The organism is Roseomonas marmotae (assembly GCF_017654485.1).
Taxonomy (GTDB): Bacteria; Pseudomonadota; Alphaproteobacteria; order Acetobacterales; family Acetobacteraceae; genus Pseudoroseomonas; species Pseudoroseomonas marmotae.
This window is the reverse complement of the sequence record NZ_CP061091.1, coordinates 2,090,034-2,109,914: the sequence shown is the minus strand read 5'-3', so window position 1 is coordinate 2,109,914 and position 19,881 is coordinate 2,090,034. Positions and strand designations below refer to the sequence as shown.

The following is a 19,881-nucleotide window of genomic DNA, read 5'->3' as shown; positions in this document are numbered from 1 at the left end:
TTGATGATGCGCCCGGCAATCCCGCCTTGCGCCGGCCGTAAACCTCTCCTCTGGTGAGCATGGGGAGCGGCCGGGGGGAATCGGCCGTTCGAGGGGATTTTTTGGATGCGCGCGATCAAGCGGGCGATCAGTGTACTCTTCGTCCCGGTGATCTTCGCCGGGCTGTGCTGGCATTTCGCCTGGTATGCCGTGCATGGTCCGCGCGTGGGCTCCCTGGCGCGGGAGGCCAAGGCCGTGGAGATTTCCGCCGCCAGGATCGAGCTGGCCAGGGTGGAGGCGGAGCGTGACAGCATGGAACGCCGCGTCGCCGGTCTGCGCGGCGACCTGATCGACCGCGACCAGCTTGATGAACGTGCCCGCGCCCTGTTGAACATGGTGGGCAAGGACGAGATCGTGGCACCCTACGGCCCGGGCAAGCAGCTCTTCTGACCTCTTAAGCGCCGGCGGCAAGCTCCAGCAGCGCCCGCGCCGCAGCGGTGGCATAGCGTTCCCTGTGCCGCAGCGCCTTGAAGCTGCGCGGCGGGAGATCGACCCCAGCCCTCGCCAGCAGACCGGCGGCCAGATGCGGCGCCGCCGCGCGTTCCGATACCACCGCCGCGCCGCCACCGCCTTCCACCGCCGCCAGCACCGCCTCGTTGGACGGTAGCTCCAGCGCCGTCTCCACCTCCTCGGGCGACAGGCCAAGGCGCGGCAGCAACTGCTCGAAGGCCGCGCGGGTGCCGGAACCGGGCTCACGCATGATCCAGACGCTCTCCGGCAGGCGGGAGAATGAAATGGGCTCCCCGGTCGCCCAGGGATGGTCCAGCCCCACGACGATGATCAGCTGGTCGGAGGCGAGCGGCGTCTGCACCAGGGCCGGCTCCTCCACCTCACCTTCCACGAAGCCAAGCTCCGCCGTGCCGTCCAGCAGCGCCTGCACGACGCTGGTGGTATTGCCGGCCGTCATCCGCAGTTGCACGCCGGGATGCCGGGCGCGGAAGCGCACCAGCAGCGGCGGCAGCCAGTAGCTGGCCACCGTCTGGCTGGCCTGCACCGCCAGGATGCCGCGCTGCACCCCGCCAAGCTCCGCCAGCACCAACTCCGCCGCCTGGGCACGGCCCAGCACCGCTTCGGCCTCCGCGCGGAAGATATGCCCCGCCTCACTCAGCTCGATCCGGCGGCCGATGCGGTGGAACAGCGCGATGCCATGCCGTGCCTCCAGCGCGCGGATAGCGGCACTCACAGCGGATTGCGTCAGGTTCAGTGCGTGGGCGGCGCGGGTGACATGCTCCCGTTCGGCCACAGCCAGGAAGATGCGAAGCTGGTCGAGCGTCATGCCCCAATCATTCGTTTTTCTCGAACGGAATGACAAGAACATCGCGTTGGATCACTGAATGGCCAAGGGCCAGAAGCATGGCCGATACGTTCCGGATACAGATTTATGCCTTCCCCACAAGCGCAGGCCCCTATTGCCCATGCGGGCATCATCGGCCGCCTCCGCGTTCTGATGCCTGGCCTTCTGCTCTGCGCCGCGGTTGTCATCGCCGCCGAGATCCTGGAGTGGGTCGAGGTCGCGCTTTTCGGCCGGGCCTGGCTGGAGAGCCTGGTGCTGGCCATCCTGATCGGCACGCTGGTGCGGAGCGTCTGGACACCGCCCAGATACTTCAACGACGGGATCGCCTTCAGCGCCAAGATGCTGCTGGAAGTGGCGGTGATGCTGCTGGGCGCCTCGCTCAGCCTGCAGGCCATTCTGGCGGCGGGCCCGGTGCTGCTGGTCGGGATCGCGGTGGTGGTCGCGCTGTCCCTCGCCTTCGGCTACGGCATCGGGCGCGCGCTGGGCCTGCCGCCGAAGATGTCGGTGCTGGTGGCTTGCGGTAATTCGATCTGCGGCAATTCCGCCATCGCCGCCGCCGCGCCCGTGATTGGCGCCGGCGCCAAGGATGTCGCCTCCTCCATCGCCTTCACCGCCGTGCTGGGCGTGGCCGTGGTGCTGCTGCTGCCGCTGCTGATACCGCTGCTGGGGCTGACCGACTTGCAGTATGGCGTGCTGGCCGGGCTGACGGTCTATGCCGTGCCACAGGTCCTGGCCGCCACCGCCCCTGTCGCGGCGCTCAGCGTCCAGGTGGGCACCCTGGTGAAGCTGGTGCGGGTGTTGATGCTGGGGCCGATCGTGCTGGGCCTGTCCCTGGTCGCGGGGCGCGTGGGGGGCAAGAAGCCGCCGCTCTCCCGCCTCGTGCCCTGGTTCATCCTGGGCTTCCTGGCGCTGGCCGTCCTGCGCGCCATGGGCGCGGTGCCGGAATTCGCGCTGGGTCCGATCTCCACCGTCGCAGGGATCCTGACGGTGGTGGCCATGGCGGCCCTGGGCCTGGGCGTCGATGTGCGGATGGTGGCCAGTGCCGGCGCCCGCGTGACAGCGACGGTGGTGCTCTCCCTGCTGGCGCTCGGACTGGCGGCCCTCGGGCTGATCCAGCTGCTGCCGGAGACCTGAAAGGGTTGCCGCCCGCCGGGTATGCGGGGCCTGCGCCGGCCCCGCACAGGCGCCCTCAGTCCTCCTTCGCCAGGGCCCGCCGCGCGACCTCGGCCAGGAAGCCGCTGGCCGCCGGCAGCACGGCGTCGTTGAAGTCGTAATGGGGATTGTGCAGCTCACGCCCGCCATCGGCCGGGCCATTGCCGATCCAGACGAAGGCGCCGGGCACGTGATGCAGGAAGTGGGAGAAATCCTCGCCCGTCATGGCCGGCGGGATGTCGCGCCGCACCGCCGTCACCGCGCCCGCCGCTTCCGCCGCCATGTCGGCCTCCGCCTTGTGGTTCACGGTCACGGGCACGCCGCCCTGGAGGATGGCTTGCGCCTTCACGCCAAAGGTGGCGGTGACGCCTTCCGCGATGCGCTGCAGCCCCTGGAAGATCTGGTCGCCCACTTCCTTCCGCAGATAGCGCATGCTGCCCTTGATCTCGACGCGGGCGGCGATCTGGTTCTGTGCCTCGCCGCCATGCACCGTGGTCAGGCTGACCACGCCGGTATCCAGCGGGTCCAGCGTACGGGCGACGATGGACTGGCAGGCGACGATGACATGCCCGGCCGCCACGATCGGGTCGCGCGCCAGATGCGGCAGAGCGGCGTGGCCGGCATGCCCCTCGATATCGATCTTGAAGCGGTTGCCGGCGGCCATCACCGGGCCGTCATGCACCGCGACCGTGCCGGCCGCGAGGCCGGGCCAGTTGTGCCAGCCGAAGATGCGGTCCATCGGGAAGCGCTGGAACAGCCCGTCCCGGATCATGGCCTCGGCGCCACCGCCGCCCTCCTCGGCGGGCTGGAATACCAGCCGCACGGTGCCGGTCCAGTCAGGGTCGCGCATCAGCACGGCGGCGGCGCCCAGCAGCGCCGTGGTATGGCCGTCATGGCCGCAGGCATGCATCACGCCCGGGACAGTGCTGCGCCATGGCAGGTCGGCGGCGGCTTCCTCGATCGGCAGCGCGTCCATGTCGCCGCGCAGGCCGACGCTGCGGTTGCTGCCCGGACGCTGGAGCGTGGCCACGACGCCGTGGCCGCCGACGCCCTCCGTGATATCGGTAACACCGAGTTCCCGAAGTTTTTCAACGACGAAGGCTGCGGTCGCGCCCTCGTTCAAGGTCAGACCTGGGTTGGCGTGGAGATGCCTGCGCCAACGCGTCAGTGTTTCGGCAAGTATAGGTTCCATGTGCTAGGGCATAACCCGTAAGCACATGCGCCTCAAATACACCCTCCTCCTCCTTGGCCTCACGGCACCGGTTTTCACCAGTTTCTCCGGCCCCGCGCCGGGGCAGGAGACGCCGGCCGCCACGCCTGCCGCATCGACCGAGGAGGCGGTACGCAGCTACGAGGTCAGTATCCCCGACACCGGCTCCGAGGCGCTGGACGAGGCGCTGCGCCGCGCCTCCGCCCTGGAGAACCTGCGGGAGAGCGTGCCCGTCGATGCCGATGGCCTGATCGCCCGCGCCATCGGCGATGCCGGGAACCTGCGGGACGCCCTGCGGTCCGAGGGCTATTACAGCGGCACCAGCAGCGTCACCCTGGCCGGCGAGGCACCGGACACCCCGGGCCTGGCGCAGCGGCTGGCTGCCATGCCAGGGCCGGTGCCCGTGGTCATCCGGGTGGACAAGGGGCCGCTGTACCACCTGGCCCCCGTGATCGTGCGGGCGGAGCCCCCAGGTGCCTCGCTGGAAGATGCTGGCACCGTGGAGCTGAAGGCGGGCGAGCCCGCCCGCGCGCAGCCCATCATCGATGCCCAGGACGCCCTGGTCGACCGGCTCCGCGATACCGGACATCCCTTCGCCGCCGCCACCCGGCGAGTGGTGGTGGATCATGACACGCGGCTGATGGAGGTGACCTTCCGCGTCACCCCCGGTCCGGTCGCCCGCTTCGGCATGCCGGTGGTCACGGGGCAGGAAGGGGTGAATGACGAATTGCTGGCCAATGTCGTCCGCCCGCTGCGCGGCGAGATCTATAGCCAGGAGGAGATGGACAGGACGCGGCGGAATCTGGCCGCCCTGGGCGTCTTCGGCACCGTGCGCGCCCGCGCTGGGGACCGGCTGGACGAAGCCGGCACCCTGCCCGTTACCTTCACCGTCAGCGGTCGGCCCCGCCACGCCATCGGTTTCAGTGCCGCTTACGAGACGCGCTACGGCCCGACCTTCAGCACCTATTGGGAGCACCGCAACCTCTTCGGCGCCGCCGAGAGGCTGCGGGTCGAGGCGGAGATCAACCGCCTGGGCACCGGCAGCGGCACGAACAATGCCGGCGGCAGGCTGGGGGTGAACCTGAGGCAGCCCTGGTTCCTGGGCGTGAACCAGACCATGACCTATGATGTGGCGGCGCTGCGGGAAAGGCTGAAGGCCTATGACCGCGATGCAGTCACCGCCAGCATCCTGCTGGAACGGCCGATCTCCGACCGCCTGAGCATCGGTGCCGGCCCCCTGGCCGAGATCAGCCGCGTGACCCAGGATGACGTGACCACCAACTATCAGCTGCTCGGCGTACTCGGGCAGGTGCGGTGGGAGGATGTGGACAGCGTGCTGAACCCGAGCCGCGGGCTGCGCGTCGCGGCGCTGGCCAGCCCCATCTACAATTTCACGGATAGCGATCTGTTCACCCGCACCCGCCTGCAGGCCAGCACCTATCTCGACCTGTCCGGCAACAAGCACACCGTCCTGGCGCTGCGCGGCGTGGTGGGCAGCATCCTGGGTGCCGGCACCGGGGATGTCCCGCCGGACAAGCGCTTCTATGCCGGCGGCGGCGGCTCCGTACGCGGCTATGGCTATCAGTCCATCGGCCCCCGCACGCGGAGCGGCGAGCCGCGTGGCGGCCGCTCCTTGGTCGAGGCCAGCGTTGAACTGCGGCAGCATATCACCGGCGCATGGGGCATGGCGGCCTTCGTGGACGCCGGCTCCGTGGGCACCGATTCCAAGCCGAATGTCAGCAACCTCAAATACGGCGCCGGCCTCGGTGTCCGCTACCTGACGGCCATCGGGCCCCTGCGCGCCGATATCGCCGTCCCCCTGAACAAGGAGCCGGGGGATAGCGGCTTCGGCCTCTATGTCGGCATCGGGCAGGCTTTCTGATGCGGCGGGCTTTGAAGTGGGTGGGCGGCATCCTGGCCGTCCTGATCCTGTTGCCGTTGCTGCTGGTGGGCGGTCTCCTGCTCGGCGCCAATACCGGGCCGGGGCAGCGGGCCATCGAGCGCCTGGCCACGCGTCTCGTGCCGGGCCTGACCATCGAGGGGCTGCGCGGCCCCATTCCCGGCTCTCCGGGATTCTCCCGCCTCACCATGGCCGATTCCAAAGGCCCGTGGCTGCTGGTGGAACATGGCCGGATCGACCTGGGCCTTGGCGCGCTGCTGAACCGCGAGCTGCTGATCGAGCGTGTCGCCGCCGATCGCGTCGCGCTGCTGCGCCTGCCGGAATCTTCGCCGGACGAGCCGGAGCCGCAGCCCGAAGAGCAGGGCCCGCTGATCCCCACCCTGCCTGAGTTGCCGGTCGCCATCCGCCTGCGGCAGCTCGACATCGCGCGGATCGAGATCCCCCGTGAACTGGTGGCCGCAACGCAGGAGGAGGCCGCTCCTGGCGGCGACTTCGCGCTTTCCGCCCAGGGCGATGCCAGCTTCGTCGCGGCGGCGCTGGAGGCGCAGTTGCAGTTGCACCGCCTGGGCCAGCCGGGCGAGCTGACGCTGGAGGCCGGGCTGGACCCTAAATCCGCCCTGAAGCTGAACCTTCGGGTGCAGGAGCCGGCGGGCGGCGTGCTTGCCACCGCTATCGGCGCGCCGGACAACCCCGCCGACCTCTCGTTGAGCCTGGACGGCCCGGCCAGCGGCGCCGCGCTGCGCGCCCAGGGCAGCATCGGTGAGGCCGCGCGCTTCGCCGCGCAAGGCACCGTGGCGATGAACCCCGATCGTTCCGCGCGGATCGCCCTGGAAGGGGATGCCGCAGTACCCACCCTGCTGCCGCCACCGGCCGCGAGGCTGGAATTCGCGATCGACGCCAGCCAGGGCACGGCCGGGGATCTGCGGCTGGCGCGGCTCTGGCTGCGCGCGCCGGGCGGCGAGATCTCGGCCGAGGGCAGCATGGAGCTGCTGACGGTCCAGGGACGCGTCGCCGCTTCCACCGCCCTGGCTCCGCTGGTGCCGGAGGTGGTGGGCTGGGAGTCCATCGCGCTGGATGGCAGCATCGCCAATGGCCAGGACTTCCGGCTGCGGCTGACCCCTGACGGGCTGCGCCTCCCCGCTCCCGCCGACGCGGCGCTGGGCCCCGCGCCCGTGGTGGAATATGCCGGCACCATCTCCCGCATCGACAGCCTGACCGTCGATGGCGCCGCCACGCGGCTGGAAGGCTCCGGCACCTTCGGCGAGCAGCTGGACCTCACGCTGCATCTCTCGGCGCCCGAGGTTTCCCGCATCTCGCCACAGGTGGCCGGGCCGCTGGACCTGCGCGCCACGGTGCGCGGCCCCGCCGCCAATCCGGCGGTGACGGCGCATCTCTCCAGCCCCGGCCTCACCGTCTCCGGCCGCCGGCTGGAGGCGCCGGAACTGGAAGTGGAGACGCCCGCCGTCATGGGGCTGGCCGGCAACGCGCGGTTGACCGCCCAGGCGGAGGGCCTGCCGGTCAGCCTGTCCCTGCGCGCCGCCGCCGAAGGCGATCTGGTGCGGCTGGCCGAGGCGCAGGGCCAGTTCGGCCCCATCGACGTCACCGCCGATGGCAGCTTCAACACCACCACCAGCCTTTTCGACGGACATGCCCGCCTGAAATCCGAGAACCTGGCGCCGTTGAGCGCGCTGGCCGGGCAGCCCGTGGCGGGGCGGCTGGAGCTGAACGCCACCCTTACGCCGCAGGAGGAGCGCCAGGGCATCGATGCCCGCCTGCAGGTGCAGCAGTTGCAGGCCGCGGGCCAGACCATCGGCGCCGAACTGACCCTGCGCGGCACCGATGCGGCGCTGGATTTCGCCGCCAATGCGAAGCTGCCCATGGCCAGCGCCAACGGCCGCGGCCGCTTCTCGCGCGGCAACAACGGCATGCGCTTCGACCTCGCGGCGCTGGATGTCACGCAGGGGCAGTACGGCATCAGGCTGGCGGCGCCGGGCAGCATCCTGCTGCCGCCCAGCGGCGCCGTGGAGATCCCGGGCCTGCGGCTGACCGCACGGCCAGCCGGCAACATCACCCTCAGCGGCCGCTGGGGGCCGGAGCGCGCCGATCTGCGCCTTGCGCTGGCCGCCCTGCCCCTCTCCGTCGCCAATCTTTTCGTGCCTCAGCCGCAATTCGGCGGCACGGTGGTAGGCGAGGCGCGCATCACGGGCCCGACCTCGGCGCCGGAAGTGAAAGCGGTGATCAACGGCACCGGCCTCACCGTCACGGCCCCGTGGTCGCGTGGCTGGCCTGCCGCGACCCTGCGGATGGAAGCCACCCGCAACGGCGCCGGCGCCATCCGTGCCGATGCCAGCCTGCGCGCGGGCAATCTGGCCAACCTCACCGCCCAGGCCAGCCTGCCCCAGGGCCCCGCCACCGAGGCTCCACTCTCCGCCAGCGTGAAGGGCACGGTCGACCTCGCGCCGGCACTGGCGCCCACGCTGGGCGGTGGCGCCAATCAGGTGAATGGCCGCATCGTGCTGGATGCCAGCGCCGGCGGCACGCTTGGCGCACCCCAGCTGGGCGGCACGGTGGACCTGGCCAACGGCACCGTCCGCAACCCGCTCTATGGGCTGAGGCTGACCAATATCACGGGCAGGCTGCGCGCCCAGGGCCAGCAGATCCTGCTGGAACGGCTGAATGCCCGCGCAGGCCAGGGCAGCATCAACGCGCAAGGCTCCCTGGAGCCATTTGCCGCCGGCATTCCGATCGACATCACCGTCACCGCCCGCAACGCGCAGCCCCTGCAGAGCGAGCTGGTGACGCTGCTGACCGATGCCGACCTTCGCTTCACCGGCCCGTTGCAGGTGACGCCGGCACTGGGCGGCACCATTCTCCTGCGCCGCGCGGTCATCAACATTCCGCAGCAACTGCCCGGCGGCGGCGTGGTGACGCTGGGCGACGTGCAGGAACGCGGCGGCCCCAATACCCGCAGCACCCGCCCCACGCCCCGCCGCAACGCCGCGCCCCCGGCTCCCGCGCTGGAGGCCACGCCCGCGGCCCCGGTCGCACTGGACCTGCGGGTGGAGGCGCCACAATCCATCCTGGTGCGTGGCCGCGGCCTGGATGCCGAGATGGGCGGCAGCGTCCATATCGGCGGCACGGCGGCTAACCCGTCGCCGGACGGCACCTTCAAGCTCCGGCGCGGCACCTTCCAGCTCCTGGAACGCCGGCTGACCTTCAGCTATGGCGCCCTGGTCTTCGATGGCGCCGGCTTGCTGCCGAGCCTGGATTTCGCCGCCACCAGCACGGTCCAGGGGGTCATGATCACCGTCACCATCACCGGCCAGCCCAGTGCGCCGGTGATCAAGTTCACCTCCGACCCTGAACTGCCGCAGGACGAGGTGCTGGCACGGCTGCTCTTCGGCCGGTCGGTCGACAAGCTCTCGCCCTTCGAGATCGCGCAGCTCGCCGCAAGCGTCGCTGGCACGGCGGGCGTGCTGCCGGGTAGCGGCGGCGGCGGCTTCTTCAGCCGGCTGGCGGAGCGGCTGGGGCTGGACCGGCTGGGTATCGGCAGTACCGATGACAATGGCACCGGCAGTGCCTCAAACTCGACGCTGGAGGCCGGCGGCTATATCGGCCAGGGCGTCTATGTCGGGGTCGAGCAGGGCCTGGAAGGCGGGCCCCGCGTGGAGGTGGATGTGGAACTGACGCCCCGGCTGAAGCTGGAAAGCAGCACCGGTGGCGAGGCTGGGCAGAAGGTCGGCCTCTCCTACGAAGTCGAGTACTGAACTGGCCTCGACTTCCGCCGGCATCTGGCCGATACCGGTTGAGGCGGGCCTGAGCCATGCTTCCAGGCCGCTGCCGGCCTGACGCTGGCCGGCCCGCCGCCTTGCTCCCCCGGCCCATTGCCTTGCCCGCCGCCCCGCGCGCGCGGCGGCGATGCTGCGGCCGGGTTTGAACCTTTAAGGATCCCAGTGTCATGCGTGCCTTCGACGGCCAGATGTCCGGCAACCGCCCAATCCAACGCTCCCTGGAGGAGAAGAAGAAGCAGCTCCGTGACTTAAAGGAAGCGCTGGCGGCCCTGAAGCCGCACGCGGCCGCCAGTCTGCGCGAGTCCCTGACGGCCAAGATCAAGGCCCTGGAAACCGAACTGACTTCGCGTCGCTGACGCAAGGCTCCGGCTGCGCTGCCCGCCGCCCCTCTCCTCGCCGCCTGTTCGTCGCGCGGCACGGTATCCTGGGGTGGCGGTGTGCGGCGGGCCGGAGCGGATACCTGACTGCTTGGCCATGTGGAGCAGCATGGCGCCGCCGGGAATGGCCGGCACATGGGCCCGGATGTTTCCGGGCCTTCTTCTTCTGTCCAGGTTCTGGCGCGCCGGGCGCTTCGCTCTGGGAATCCGCTGCGGTGAAGCTCTCGCGCTGTGCCGCCGGCATGGTCGCCTTCATGCCGCCACCGCGGGCGCTGGCCAGCGTATCGCCTATGGCGCGGCCGCGTCGGTTTCCGGCGGCCGTTCGGGTCTCGGGCAGAACCGTAACCGGGCGCTGATGCCGGTTTCCGGCCGTCAGGGCTCTGGCCCAGGCAAGGTCATCCGGGCCGACAGGATTGCCGGCCGGTGACCTTCAGGATGCCGCCTGCCGGCGGGGCTCCACCTTGGGGCCCGGCAGTTCCACTTCTATCGCGAGCGTGGACATGTCGCCCCCGCGGTCGAGGGAGACATTCACAGCCTTGGCATCGATCGCCACATACTTGGAGATCACCTCCAGCAGGTCCTTCTGCAGCTTGGGCAGAAAGTCCTCTCCCGTCCGGCTGATGCGCTCATGCGCCAGGACAATCTGCAGGCGCTCCTTGGCGGCGCCGGCGGAGGCTGGTGGCTTGCGATTGCCTCTGAAGATGTCGATCCAACTCATGCCGCCCTCCCCCCAAACAGCCGGGAGAGGAAGCTCTTCTTCTCCGGCTCGATGAAGCGGTGGGGACGATCCTCACCGAGGAAGCGTGCCACCGCATCCGAATATGCACTGCCGGCGTTCGAACCCTCGTCCAGGATGACGGGGTTGCCGGTATTGGAAGCCTTGAGCACGCTCTCGCTCTCCGGAATCACGCCCAGCAGGGGGATGGCCAGGATCTCGCGGATATCCTCCAGCTTCAGCATCTCTCCCCTCTCGACGCGGGCGGCGTCGTAGCGGGTGACCAGCAGATGCTCCTTCACCGGCTCCTTCTTTTCCTCGGCGCGCCTCGACTTGGACTGCAGCACGCCCAGGATACGGTCGGAGTCGCGGACCGAGGAAACCTCGGGATTCGTCACGATCACGGCCTGATCCGCGAAGTAGAGCGACAGCAGCGCGCCCTTCTCGATGCCGGCGGGACTGTCGCACAGGATGTAGTCGAAATCCTGGGACAGTTCATCGATGATGGTCTTGACGCCTTCCTTGGTCAGGGCGTCCTTGTCCCGCGTCTGGCTGGCGGGAAGGATGGAGAGGGTGTCCACCCGCTTGTCACGGATCAGCGCCTGGTTCAGCCGCGCCTCGCCGTTGATCACATTGACGATGTCGAACACCACGCGGCGTTCCACACCCATGATCAGGTCCAGGTTGCGCAGGCCCACGTCGAAGTCGATGACGACAGTCTTCTTGCCGCTCTGGGCAAGACCGGTGGCGAAGGCGGCCGAGGTGGTCGTCTTGCCCACGCCCCCCTTGCCCGATGTCACCACGATCACTTGCGCCATAGGGTCACTCTCCTCTCTGCCGGACAGTTCGCCCGGTCAGCCCAGCTTGTCGAAACGCATACTCTCGCCGATCAGCCGCACCTGGACAGGCTTGCCGATCGGCGCTTCGGTCAACCCTTCCCGCACCGCGTAGTAGCCCGCGATGGAGACGAGTTCGGGATCGAAATGCAGCGCGAAGACGCGTGCTTCCATGTTGTCCGCTCCCCCCGCGATAGCCCGGCCACGCAGCGCGCCATAGACGTGAAGATTGCCATCAGCGATCACCTCGGCGCCAGCATTGACCGTGCCGGTCACGATCAGGTCGGCGCCCTGGGCCCAGATGCGCTGGCCGGCGCGCACGGCGGTATCCACCACCATGGTCGGGCGCGTCATGCCAGGCGGCGGCGGCGGCTCGGGCGGCGGCTCGGCCGGGGCAGGAGGCGGCGGGGCGGCCTGGGCCTGCTGCGACACGTCTTCCTGGGCGGCGCCGCCGGCGGCGCGCAGGGGCGGCAGGCCGGCCGACTGGGCCAGGGCCTTCATCTCCGGCGTGCCGCCGGTGGTGCCGATCGGCATGATCTGGATGGCGCGCAACTCCGCCACCAGCCGGGCGAAATCGACCTCATGCTGGGGCGAGGTCAGGTCGTCCAGCCCGATCACGATGGGGGCGAAGCGCAGGAAGCCGGGCGCGCGGCGGAACTGGTCCCCCAGCGCCGGGACGATCACCTCGGGCCGCGCATCCAGCAGCCGCAGCACCAGCAGGTTGAAATTAGCGCCCCGCAGCCGGAAGGGCTCGAAGCGGGGCTGGGCGGCGGGTGCTGACATCGGCTGCGGGGCGTATCCTGGCTGAAGGTGCACATGGCCAGCGCCGTGTGCTCCGGCCGGATGCCGAACACGCCGTTGCCACCATGTCTTCACCTATACAGGGACGCGCGTCCATGGCGAAGCCCGGCTGAAGGAATGCCTGCGATTTCCCTGGTTTTTCCCGATGCTGTGGCCGAATCGGCCCCGGCCCCCTACCCTGCCGCCCCCAGTGCAGGATGCCGCCATGCCGAAGCAGATCCCCCGCCGCGAGGATTACCGCCATTTCATCAGCGTCCCGACACGCTGGGCCGACCAGGACGCCCTGCAGCACGTCAACAACGCTGTCTACTACATGTATTTCGATACGGCGGTGGCCAGCTTCCTGTACGGCACGGGCATCCTGGACGACCATGACTCGCCCGTGACGGCGGTGGTAGTGGAGACCTGCTGCCGCCATCATTCCCCCGCCTTCTTCCCGGAAGTGCTGAGCGTCGGGCTGCGGGTGGCGCATATCGGCACCTCCTCCGTCCGCTACGAGATCGGCATCTTCCGGCCGGAGCAGGAGACTGCTTGCGCCGAGGGACACTTCATCCATGTCCATGTCGACCGGCGGGAGATGAGCCAGACCAGGCCGGTACCCGAGGCGCTCCGGGTCGCGCTGGCACCGCTGATGGTCTCGCCGGCGGGCTGACCGCCGGCCCGGTGGCAGCCTGCCCGGTACCCCGGGACAGGCTGCGCCGGATGCGGTGCGTCAGCCCGGCTTCCGCTCGATCAACTCGATCTTGTAGCCGTCCGGATCCTCGACGAAGGCGATGACGGTGGTGCCGAACTTCACGGGGCCCGGCTCGCGCGTGATCTTCACGCCTTCGGCGCGGAGCTTGTCACAGGTGGCGTAGATGTCCGGGACACCGATGGCGAGGTGGCCGAAGGCGGTGCCCATCTCGTATTTCTCGACACCGTAGTTGTAAGTCAGCTCAATCACGCCGGCGCCAGTGCTCTCCGGCGCGAAGCCGACGAAGGCAAGGGTATACTTGCCGTCGGGCACGTCGTTGCGGCGCAATTCCTTCATGCCCAGCAGGCGCGTGTAGAAATCCACGCTGCGGTCCAGATTGCCGACGCGAATCATGGTGTGCAGGAAGCTGCTCATACCGGACTCTCCTCTTGCTGTATGGGCGCCCATTCCGGGGCGAACGGGTCCAGCGCCAACAGGAACATCCCGGCCGCCTCGGCGGCGGCGACGGTCGCGGCACGGTCGATGACGATGGTGCCATCCGCCTGGATGGCGATGCCGCGCAGCCCGGCCGCGGCGGCGGCGGCCACGGTATCCGGGCCGATGGTCGGGAGGTCCGCCCGGCGATCCTGCCCGGGCTTCATCACCTTGACGAAGACGCCGCCGGGGCCCTCCCGCCGCAGCGTCCCGGCGCGGGCGAGCATGGCGTCGGTGCCCTCGATGGCCTCCACCGCCAGCACCAGCCCCTGCTGCACCACGCAGCCCTGCCCGATATCGGCGGCGCCAATCACGCGCAACACATGCAGACCGCGCCGGATGTCCAGCGCAGCCTGCTCATCCGGCCGCGCCACGGTCAGCACGCCTGGCCTGTCGACCATCACCTCGGCGAGCACCTGGCGGGCCTCCAGCGGGTTGAAGCCCTCTTCCCGCAATACCTGCACCACGGCGGTCAGCAGCGAATCGTCGCCGCCGAAGGCCTTCATGCCGACGCGCGGCAGCAGCCGCGCCGCGCCGGCATCGGGCCGCAGGGAGAGGAAGCTGGGGCGCCGTACCGCGCCGGCCAGGATGAGGTCTTTCACCCCCGCCGCGCGCAGCCAGTCCAGCATGCGCCCTGCGGCGCCCATACGGCAGACGATATGGGGATAGGCGGCGTAATCGGCCGGGTTGGCGAAGCCTTCCAGCACCACGACATGCACTGGCCGGCCGGCAGCCGCGGCCGAAGCCGCAGCGCGCTGCGGCAGCAGCCCGCTGCCCGCCACGATACCCAGAGGTCCGCCGACCGGCTCCCGCCCTCCCAGCCTGGCCAGGATCTGAGCCGAGCTGGCCATGGCCTCAGCTGGCCTCCGCCGTGTCCTCGTCTTCCACGACTTCCCGCCCGGCCCTGCAGAGGCCACGGTGGCTGTCGGCACGGACGAAGGCCAGGATCTCCTGCACCACCGGGTCGGCGCCATGTTGCGCCTCGACGCCGGCCACGCGGTCATCGAAGACGCCGGGGGAGCGGAACAGGGCGCGGTAGGCGGCGCGCAGCGTATTGATCTGGCTGCGCGGGAAGCCGCGGCGCTTCAGGCCGATCAGGTTCAGGCCGGTCAGTCGCGCGCGGTTGCCCATGACGGCACCGAAGGGAATGACATCCCCCTCCACGCCGCTCATGCCACCCACCACCACCTGGCGGCCGATACGCACGAACTGGTGGATCGCCGCGCCGCCGCCGACGAAGACGGTATCGCCGATCTGCACATGCCCGCCCAGCATGACGTTGTTGGCCAGGATCACATGGTGGTCGAGCACGCAGTCATGCCCGATATGGGCGACGCACATGATCAGGCAATCGGCGCCGACGCGCGTCACCCCATGGCCACCCACGCTGCCGCGATGGATGGTGGCATGCTCGCGGATGATGGTGCGGGGGCCGATCTCGACCCGCGTCGGCTCGCCCCGGTATTTCAGGTCCTGCGGCGGCAGGCCGATGCTGGCGAAGGACATGACCTGCACGCCGGCACCGAGATGCACCTGCCCGTCGATCACGACATGGGAGGTCAGGGTGACGCCTTCCTCCAGCACCGCATCGGAGCTGATGACGCACCAGGGGCCGATGCGGCAGCCCGGGCCGATGCGCGCGCCCTCGGCCACGACGGCGGTCGGATGAATGACGGCGCTGGGATCAATACCCTGCGAGAAGCTGGTCACCTGATCAGGCACCGTTCAGCGGTCCATGATCATGGCGGTAATGGTGGCCTCGGCCACTGCTACACCATCCACCCTGGCGACGCTGTTGAACTTCCAGACATTGCCCCGCTGCCGCTCTTTATTGACGTGGATGCGCAGCTGATCGCCCGGCACGACCGGCCGGCGGAACTTCGCGTTCTCGATACTCATGAAATAAACCAGCTTGCCGCGGGCCGAGGGGCCCAGCGTCTCCACCACCAGCACGCCGGAGGTCTGCGCCATGGCCTCCACGATCAGCACGCCCGGCATGACCGGGTGGGACGGGAAGTGGCCCTGGAAGAAATTCTCGTTGATGGTGACGTTCTTGATGCCGATGGCGCTCTCGCCCAGCACGACATCGACCATGCGGTCGACCAGCAGCAGCGGGTAGCGATGCGGGATCGCCGCCATGATACGGGCGATGTCGATCGCCTCGATCCGTGTTTCGCCCGCGCCTTCGGCGGCTGTCTGTTCTTGCTGGTCCATGCTCGTCAGTCCGTGTCTTCGGGCCGGTTGCGGCCGCTTTGCGCCGTCGCAGGCTTCCCCCCGCGGGCGCCGATCTTGCGTAGGTGAACAGAGGCGCGGAGGGAGTCGCGCAAGGGCATGGCGGGCGTGCCCATCATATCCATGCCGTCAGGCACATCGGACAGCACCCCCGCCTGGGCACCAATCCGTGCCCGGGAGCCGACCCTGATGTGACCGGCCAGACCGGCCTGCCCTGCCAGGGTGACATAGTCGCCCAGGGTGGTGGAGCCGGAGATGCCGACCTGCGACACGATCACACAGCCTCGTCCAGTCACCACGTTGTGGCCGATCTGCACAAGATTGTCGAGCCGCGTGCCCGGACCGATCACTGTATCGTCCATGGTACCACGGTCAATGCAGCTATTGGCGCCCACCTCCACATCATCACCCAGCAGCACCCGGCCAAGCTGGGGGATGGTGACGTAACGCCCCTCCGGCGTAGGCGTGAAACCGAAGCCCTCCTGCCCGACGCGCGAGCCCTGATGCAGCGTGACGCGGTTCCCGGCGAGGCAATGACTGACGCTGGCATGCGGAAACAGGCGGCAGTCGTCACCGAAGACGCAGCCAGGGCCGATCACGGCATGCGTGCCCACCCGGCATCGGGCGCCCAGCCGCACACCGGCACCGATGATGGCGTAAGGCCCGATCTCGCAGCCCTCGCCGATCTCGGCATCCCCCGCCACCACGGCGGTCGGGTGGATGCCCGGCACCAGGTCCGGGGCAGGATGGAACAGTGCCGCGATGCGGGCGAAAGCCAGATGCGGCATGGGCGTGACCAGGGCCGCGGCGCCCTCGGGAAGCGACGGCAGAAAAGCCTCGCTCAGCACAACGGCGCCGGCGCGGCTGGCCCGCAGGGCGGGCAGGTTGCGGCGTCCATCGAGGAAGGAAACCGCTTCCGGCTCCGCCGCGGCCAGCGGCGCAATGCCATGCAGCTGCCGCGACTCGTCACCCACCGCCCGGGCACCCGAGGCCTCGGCCAGGCGCGCCAGGCTGAAAGGCCCGGCGGCGGGATGAAAGCGCGGATCCACCAGCATGGGCGGCCTCAGTTCCGCCGGGGCTGCTGGTCCTGGGCCGGGGTGCGCTGGCCAGTGTTGCCGGCAGGCGCCGCGGCAGGCGGCGCATCCTCGGCGGCAATGGTCACACTCTTCAGCACCTTGTTGAGCTGAGCCGAAACCTCGGGCGTCAGATCGAAAGGTGGCTCGTTGTAGATGACCAGCGGGCGCGGCAGCACCAGGTTCACCTTACGGCTGGCGGCCACCTGACGGATCACCACCGCCAGCGCCTGCTCGATCTCCACCAGGCTGCCCTGCGCCGCCTGCTCGATGCTGCGGGAGCGGTCGCGGAAGATCCGCTGCGAGTCCTGCACGCGGTCCTGCAGGTCACGTTCCCTGGTCCGCAAATCCTCGGGCGAGAGGCTGGCACGCTGGGCGGCCAGAGCCTGCTGCTCGTCACGCCAGCGGGCCTGCTCCTTCTGCAGGTCGTCATTCAGCTTGGCCCGGCGCTTCTCGATCTCTTCCCGCACATGGTTGAAGGCGGAAGACTGGCGCTGAACCTCGGGCACATCGACAATACCGATGACAGCGGCCGGCGGCTGCTCGCCGGGCGGCAGGGGCGCCGGGTTGGGCTGCACGACACGCTGCTGCGGCCTCTGCTGCGCGGGGCGCGGAGGCTGCTGGGCCGGGCGCTGCTGCTGCGCGCCACCCTGCCCCTGGCCGGGCACGAACCAGTCCTGCTGCTGCTGAGCCATGGCGGCGCCGCCAGCCCAGGTGGTGGAAAGAAGAATCGCCGCCAGGGCGACCGTTGCGCGTCGCGCCATCGTCGGAACACTCCGTGCCGGCCGGGGATGGGGAGCATGGCTGGCGCCATGCGGCCCAGCCCCGGCATGGTGGGCGGGAGGCAGAGTCGTGCCTCCCGTTGGTGAAACAGGCAGCCGGGAAACGATCAGAACCGGGTGCCGAAGCCGAAGCGGAAGACCTGCGTCTCGTCGTAGGACTTCTTCACCACGGCCTGGGCCAGGTCGATGTTGATCAGGCCGAAGGGGCTGCGCCAGGAGATGCCGACACCCACGCCCACGCGGGGGCTGGAGTCATCCCGGACGCCAGGCCCGCCGTCGACGCCGCTCAGCGAGCCGACATCGACGAAGGCACGGCCGAGCAGGCCGATCTCGGAAGGCAGCGGCAGCGGGAAGCGCATCTCCGTGCTCTGCGTCCAGATCTTGGTGCCGCCTAGCGAATCGTTGGTGCCAAGGCTGAGGTCGCGCGGGCCGGCGCCGGCAACGGCGAAGCCGCGCAGGTTGTCGCCGCCCAGGAAGAAGCGGTCGACGATACGCTCCGGCTTATCGGCATAGCTCTTGATGATGCCCGCGCCGGCGGAGATGGACAGCACGTAATCCGGATCGCCCAGCCAACGCTCGAAGGGAATGAAGTAGTTGCCGTCCAGCCGGGCGCGCACGAAGGCCACATCGCCACCCAGGCCGGCCAGGTCGGTGCCGAGCCGGATGACATAGCCGCTGCGCGGATCGAGCCGCGAGTCGCGGGTATCGTAGGTCAACGTCTGGCCGACCTGCGACAGCCAGGTGACGCCAGCCTGCTCCCGGATGAAACGGCTGACGAGCGGATCGATGTTGAAGACGTTGCGGCGGGAAAGCGTATAGGCCCAGGACTGCCGCAGGCGCTCATTGAACTCATAACCGGCGCGGATCGCGCCACCGACGCGGCGCTCCTCGTAGCCCGAGTATTCGCGCTGGTCACGCACGACATAGAACAGGTCCGCGCCGACCGCGAGATTGCGGTCGAGGAAGGACGGATCGGTGACCGAGAGATCCACCTGGCTGCGGCGCTGCGCGATGGTGCTGTTGATGCGCGCGTCGATGCCGGTGCCGAGCAGGTTGCGCTCACGCAGGCCCACATCGGCCAGCGCGCCGGCATCGGTCGAATAGCCGCCGCCCAGCGTCAGCTCGCCGGTCGCCCGCTCCGTCACCGCGGTGTTCAGAACCACCTGGTCCGGCTGTGAGCCAGGGGTGCTGGTGATCTGCACATCCGGGCTGAAGTAGCCGAGGTCGCGGATGCGCTGGCGGGAGCGCTCCACCTGCGCCGCATTGAAGGCATCGCCTTCGGCCAGCCGCAGCTCGCGGCGGATCACGCGGTCCTGGGTACGGGTATTGCCGGTGATGTCGATGCGCTCGACATAGCTGCGCGGGCCTTCCTCCACATCGAAGACGATATCGACGGTGCCGGCCTCGGCGTTGCGCGTCACGCGCTCCGTCACCTGGACGAAGGGGGCGCCCTGCAGGTTCGCGCTGTCGGAGAGCGCCTGCACGGTGCGCTCAACCGCGTCGCCGTTATACCAGTCGCCGGAGTTCGGCTCGACCTGGTCGCGCAGCTGGGCGGCGGTGACGTTGCGGAGCGTAGAGTTCACCTCCACCGAGTCGACGCGGTACCGCGGGCCTTCCTTGATGGTGTAGGTGACGAAGAAGCCACTGCGGTCCGGCGCCAGTTCGGCCGTCGCGTTGGTCACCTCGATATCGGCGAATCCGTTGCGCTGATAGTAGCGGCGGATCAGCTCGCGGTCGAAGTTCAGCCGCTCCGGCTCATAGGTGTCGGAGGAGGAGAAGGGGCGGTACCAGGCCTGCTCGCGGGAGGTGACGACCTCCTTCAGGCGACTGTCGGAGAAGGTGTCGTTGCCGACGAAATTGATGCGGGAGATCAAGGCGGTATCGCCCTCGGTGATCTCGAAGACCACATCCACGCGGTCATTGCCGCGGTCGATCACCTTGGGCTCGATGCGCGTGGCGAAGCGGCCACGCCGGGCATAAAGCTCCAGCAGCCGGGTGCGGTCCGCCTGCGCCGCCGCATCGGTATAGACCGAGCGGGCGCGAAGCTGCGTCTCCGCGCGCAGGTTGTCGTCGGAAATCTTGCGATTTCCTTCATAGACAACCTGATTGACGATCGGGTTCTCCTGCACCGTCACCACGACGCTGTCGCCCTCGCGGCCGATCTGCACGTCGCGGAACAGCCCGGTGGCGAAAAGGGTCCGCAGGCTGCGGTCCTGGCGGTCGCCGTCGAAGCGGTCGCCGGGCTGCAGCAGCATGTAGGAGCGGATGGTCGAGGTCTCGATGCGCTGATTCCCGCGCACCTGGACGTCGCGGATCACCTCGCCCGCAGGCTGGGCCGCTGGCGCGGCACGCCTTGGCTGGTTGCGCTGCGGTTGTGCTTCCGCCGATAGCGGCAGCACGACCGGAACGAGGCAGGTGGCAGCGAGGAGAAGGGCGCGTGTGGCGTGCAAAGGCTTCGGTCCCAGGACCTGGAGAAAGAATCGAGGCCACTGCGGGCCGGGAGCGCGCCGG

At 69.4% G+C, this 19,881-nt stretch carries 19 protein-coding genes; 7 read left to right on the top strand and 12 right to left on the bottom strand.

Going from position 1 to position 19,881, the window contains the following annotated elements; genetic code table 11:
- The first annotated feature begins 105 nt into the window (after positions 1-105).
- Positions 106-429, top strand: a complete 324-nt coding sequence (locus IAI58_RS09980; RefSeq protein WP_207445895.1) for an FtsB family cell division protein — start codon at positions 106-108, stop codon at positions 427-429.
- 4 nt (positions 430-433) lie between these two features.
- Here the strand turns inward: IAI58_RS09980 and IAI58_RS09975 are convergent, their stop codons facing one another.
- Positions 434-1,315, bottom strand: coding sequence for a LysR substrate-binding domain-containing protein (locus tag IAI58_RS09975; RefSeq protein WP_207445894.1), 882 nt, complete (start codon positions 1,313-1,315; stop codon positions 434-436).
- Positions 1,316-1,420: 105 nt separating this feature from the next.
- Between IAI58_RS09975 and IAI58_RS09970 the strand changes: the two genes are divergently transcribed.
- Positions 1,421-2,467, top strand: coding sequence for a YeiH family protein (locus IAI58_RS09970; protein WP_207445893.1), 1,047 nt, complete (start codon positions 1,421-1,423; stop codon positions 2,465-2,467).
- A 55-nt stretch (positions 2,468-2,522) separates the two neighbouring features.
- On the opposite strand, the gene IAI58_RS09965 is transcribed toward IAI58_RS09970, so the two are convergent.
- A complete protein-coding gene (locus tag IAI58_RS09965; protein ID WP_207445892.1) occupies positions 2,523-3,677 on the bottom strand; it encodes an amidohydrolase in 1,155 nt (384 codons plus the stop codon).
- Between the two features lie 25 nt (positions 3,678-3,702).
- On the opposite strand from IAI58_RS09965, the gene IAI58_RS09960 reads away from it, so the two are divergent.
- The 4 genes from IAI58_RS09960 to IAI58_RS09945 all read left to right on the top strand — a co-directional run bounded on the left by IAI58_RS09960 (position 3,703) and on the right by IAI58_RS09945 (position 10,190).
- Complete coding sequence (locus tag IAI58_RS09960) at positions 3,703-5,577, top strand: autotransporter assembly complex protein TamA (protein WP_207445891.1); 1,875 nt, start codon at positions 3,703-3,705, stop codon at positions 5,575-5,577.
- Positions 5,577-9,362 (top strand): translocation/assembly module TamB domain-containing protein, encoded by a 3,786-nt coding sequence (locus IAI58_RS09955; protein WP_207445890.1) that lies wholly within the window; start codon positions 5,577-5,579, stop codon positions 9,360-9,362. The genes IAI58_RS09960 and IAI58_RS09955 overlap by 1 nt, the downstream gene beginning before the upstream one ends.
- A gap of 191 nt (positions 9,363-9,553) precedes the next feature.
- Positions 9,554-9,742: a hypothetical protein gene (locus IAI58_RS09950; protein ID WP_207445889.1), complete on the top strand. Its 189-nt coding sequence runs from the start codon at positions 9,554-9,556 to the stop codon at positions 9,740-9,742.
- Positions 9,743-9,860: 118 nt separating this feature from the next.
- The gene (locus IAI58_RS09945) at positions 9,861-10,190 is read left to right on the top strand and encodes a hypothetical protein (protein WP_207445888.1); all 330 of its coding nucleotides are present in this window, start codon (positions 9,861-9,863) and stop codon (positions 10,188-10,190) included.
- Positions 10,191-10,193: 3 nt separating this feature from the next.
- Here the strand turns inward: IAI58_RS09945 and minE are convergent, their stop codons facing one another.
- From minE to minC, 3 genes are read right to left on the bottom strand one after another with little or no spacing between them, the layout of a single operon-like run.
- Entirely contained in the window at positions 10,194-10,481 is a 288-nt protein-coding gene (gene minE, locus IAI58_RS09940; protein ID WP_207445887.1) for a cell division topological specificity factor MinE, read from the bottom strand.
- Complete coding sequence (minD, locus tag IAI58_RS09935; protein WP_207445886.1) at positions 10,478-11,296, bottom strand: septum site-determining protein MinD; 819 nt, start codon at positions 11,294-11,296, stop codon at positions 10,478-10,480. Before minD ends, minE begins: the two co-directional genes overlap by 4 nt.
- 36 nt (positions 11,297-11,332) lie before the next feature.
- Positions 11,333-12,097 carry a septum site-determining protein MinC gene (minC, locus tag IAI58_RS09930; RefSeq protein ID WP_207445885.1) on the bottom strand — a complete coding sequence of 255 codons (765 nt, stop codon included), beginning with the start codon at positions 12,095-12,097 and terminating at the stop codon, positions 11,333-11,335.
- Between the two features lie 223 nt (positions 12,098-12,320).
- Here minC and IAI58_RS09925 point away from each other — a divergent pair, with 223 nt between their 5' ends.
- The gene (locus IAI58_RS09925) at positions 12,321-12,767 is read left to right on the top strand and encodes an acyl-CoA thioesterase (protein WP_207445884.1); all 447 of its coding nucleotides are present in this window, start codon (positions 12,321-12,323) and stop codon (positions 12,765-12,767) included.
- A 60-nt stretch (positions 12,768-12,827) separates the two neighbouring features.
- Here the strand turns inward: IAI58_RS09925 and gloA are convergent, their stop codons facing one another.
- The 7 genes from gloA to bamA all read right to left on the bottom strand — a co-directional run bounded on the left by gloA (position 12,828) and on the right by bamA (position 19,820).
- Entirely contained in the window at positions 12,828-13,223 is a 396-nt protein-coding gene (gene gloA, locus IAI58_RS09920; RefSeq protein ID WP_207445883.1) for a lactoylglutathione lyase, read from the bottom strand.
- A complete protein-coding gene (locus tag IAI58_RS09915; RefSeq protein ID WP_207445882.1) occupies positions 13,220-14,134 on the bottom strand; it encodes an LpxI family protein in 915 nt (304 codons plus the stop codon). The genes gloA and IAI58_RS09915 overlap by 4 nt, the downstream gene beginning before the upstream one ends.
- Before the next feature lie 4 nt (positions 14,135-14,138).
- A complete protein-coding gene (gene lpxA, locus IAI58_RS09910; RefSeq protein ID WP_207445881.1) occupies positions 14,139-15,005 on the bottom strand; it encodes an acyl-ACP--UDP-N-acetylglucosamine O-acyltransferase in 867 nt (288 codons plus the stop codon).
- A gap of 3 nt (positions 15,006-15,008) precedes the next feature.
- On the bottom strand, positions 15,009-15,497 hold the full coding sequence (fabZ, locus tag IAI58_RS09905; protein WP_207445880.1) for a 3-hydroxyacyl-ACP dehydratase FabZ: 489 nt from the start codon (positions 15,495-15,497) through the stop codon (positions 15,009-15,011).
- Positions 15,498-15,502: 5 nt separating this feature from the next.
- Positions 15,503-16,570, bottom strand: a complete 1,068-nt coding sequence (lpxD, locus tag IAI58_RS09900) for a UDP-3-O-(3-hydroxymyristoyl)glucosamine N-acyltransferase (RefSeq protein WP_207445879.1) — start codon at positions 16,568-16,570, stop codon at positions 15,503-15,505.
- Positions 16,571-16,578: 8 nt separating this feature from the next.
- Entirely contained in the window at positions 16,579-17,352 is a 774-nt protein-coding gene (locus IAI58_RS09895) for an OmpH/Skp family outer membrane protein (RefSeq protein WP_207445878.1), read from the bottom strand.
- Between the two features lie 125 nt (positions 17,353-17,477).
- Positions 17,478-19,820, bottom strand: a complete 2,343-nt coding sequence (gene bamA, locus IAI58_RS09890) for an outer membrane protein assembly factor BamA (protein WP_207445877.1) — start codon at positions 19,818-19,820, stop codon at positions 17,478-17,480.
- Positions 19,821-19,881 lie beyond the last annotated feature (61 nt).

Bases quoted from the DNA above. Each gene is read 5' to 3' on its own strand.
- IAI58_RS09980 (WP_207445895.1), top strand. From the start codon at position 106: ATGCGCGCGATCAAGCGGGCGATCAGTGTACTCTTCGTCCCGGTGATC.
- IAI58_RS09975 (WP_207445894.1), bottom strand. From the start codon at position 1,315: ATGACGCTCGACCAGCTTCGCATCTTCCTGGCTGTGGCCGAACGGGAG.
- IAI58_RS09970 (WP_207445893.1), top strand. From the start codon at position 1,421: ATGCCTTCCCCACAAGCGCAGGCCCCTATTGCCCATGCGGGCATCATC.
- IAI58_RS09965 (WP_207445892.1), bottom strand. From the start codon at position 3,677: ATGGAACCTATACTTGCCGAAACACTGACGCGTTGGCGCAGGCATCTC.
- IAI58_RS09960 (WP_207445891.1), top strand. From the start codon at position 3,703: ATGCGCCTCAAATACACCCTCCTCCTCCTTGGCCTCACGGCACCGGTT.
- IAI58_RS09955 (WP_207445890.1), top strand. From the start codon at position 5,577: ATGCGGCGGGCTTTGAAGTGGGTGGGCGGCATCCTGGCCGTCCTGATC.
- IAI58_RS09950 (WP_207445889.1), top strand. From the start codon at position 9,554: ATGCGTGCCTTCGACGGCCAGATGTCCGGCAACCGCCCAATCCAACGC.
- IAI58_RS09945 (WP_207445888.1), top strand. From the start codon at position 9,861: ATGTGGAGCAGCATGGCGCCGCCGGGAATGGCCGGCACATGGGCCCGG.
- minE (WP_207445887.1), bottom strand. From the start codon at position 10,481: ATGAGTTGGATCGACATCTTCAGAGGCAATCGCAAGCCACCAGCCTCC.
- minD (WP_207445886.1), bottom strand. From the start codon at position 11,296: ATGGCGCAAGTGATCGTGGTGACATCGGGCAAGGGGGGCGTGGGCAAG.
- minC (WP_207445885.1), bottom strand. From the start codon at position 12,097: ATGTCAGCACCCGCCGCCCAGCCCCGCTTCGAGCCCTTCCGGCTGCGG.
- IAI58_RS09925 (WP_207445884.1), top strand. From the start codon at position 12,321: ATGCCGAAGCAGATCCCCCGCCGCGAGGATTACCGCCATTTCATCAGC.
- gloA (WP_207445883.1), bottom strand. From the start codon at position 13,223: ATGAGCAGCTTCCTGCACACCATGATTCGCGTCGGCAATCTGGACCGC.
- IAI58_RS09915 (WP_207445882.1), bottom strand. From the start codon at position 14,134: ATGGCCAGCTCGGCTCAGATCCTGGCCAGGCTGGGAGGGCGGGAGCCG.
- fabZ (WP_207445880.1), bottom strand. From the start codon at position 15,497: ATGGACCAGCAAGAACAGACAGCCGCCGAAGGCGCGGGCGAAACACGG.
- lpxD (WP_207445879.1), bottom strand. From the start codon at position 16,570: ATGCTGGTGGATCCGCGCTTTCATCCCGCCGCCGGGCCTTTCAGCCTG.
- IAI58_RS09895 (WP_207445878.1), bottom strand. From the start codon at position 17,352: ATGGCGCGACGCGCAACGGTCGCCCTGGCGGCGATTCTTCTTTCCACC.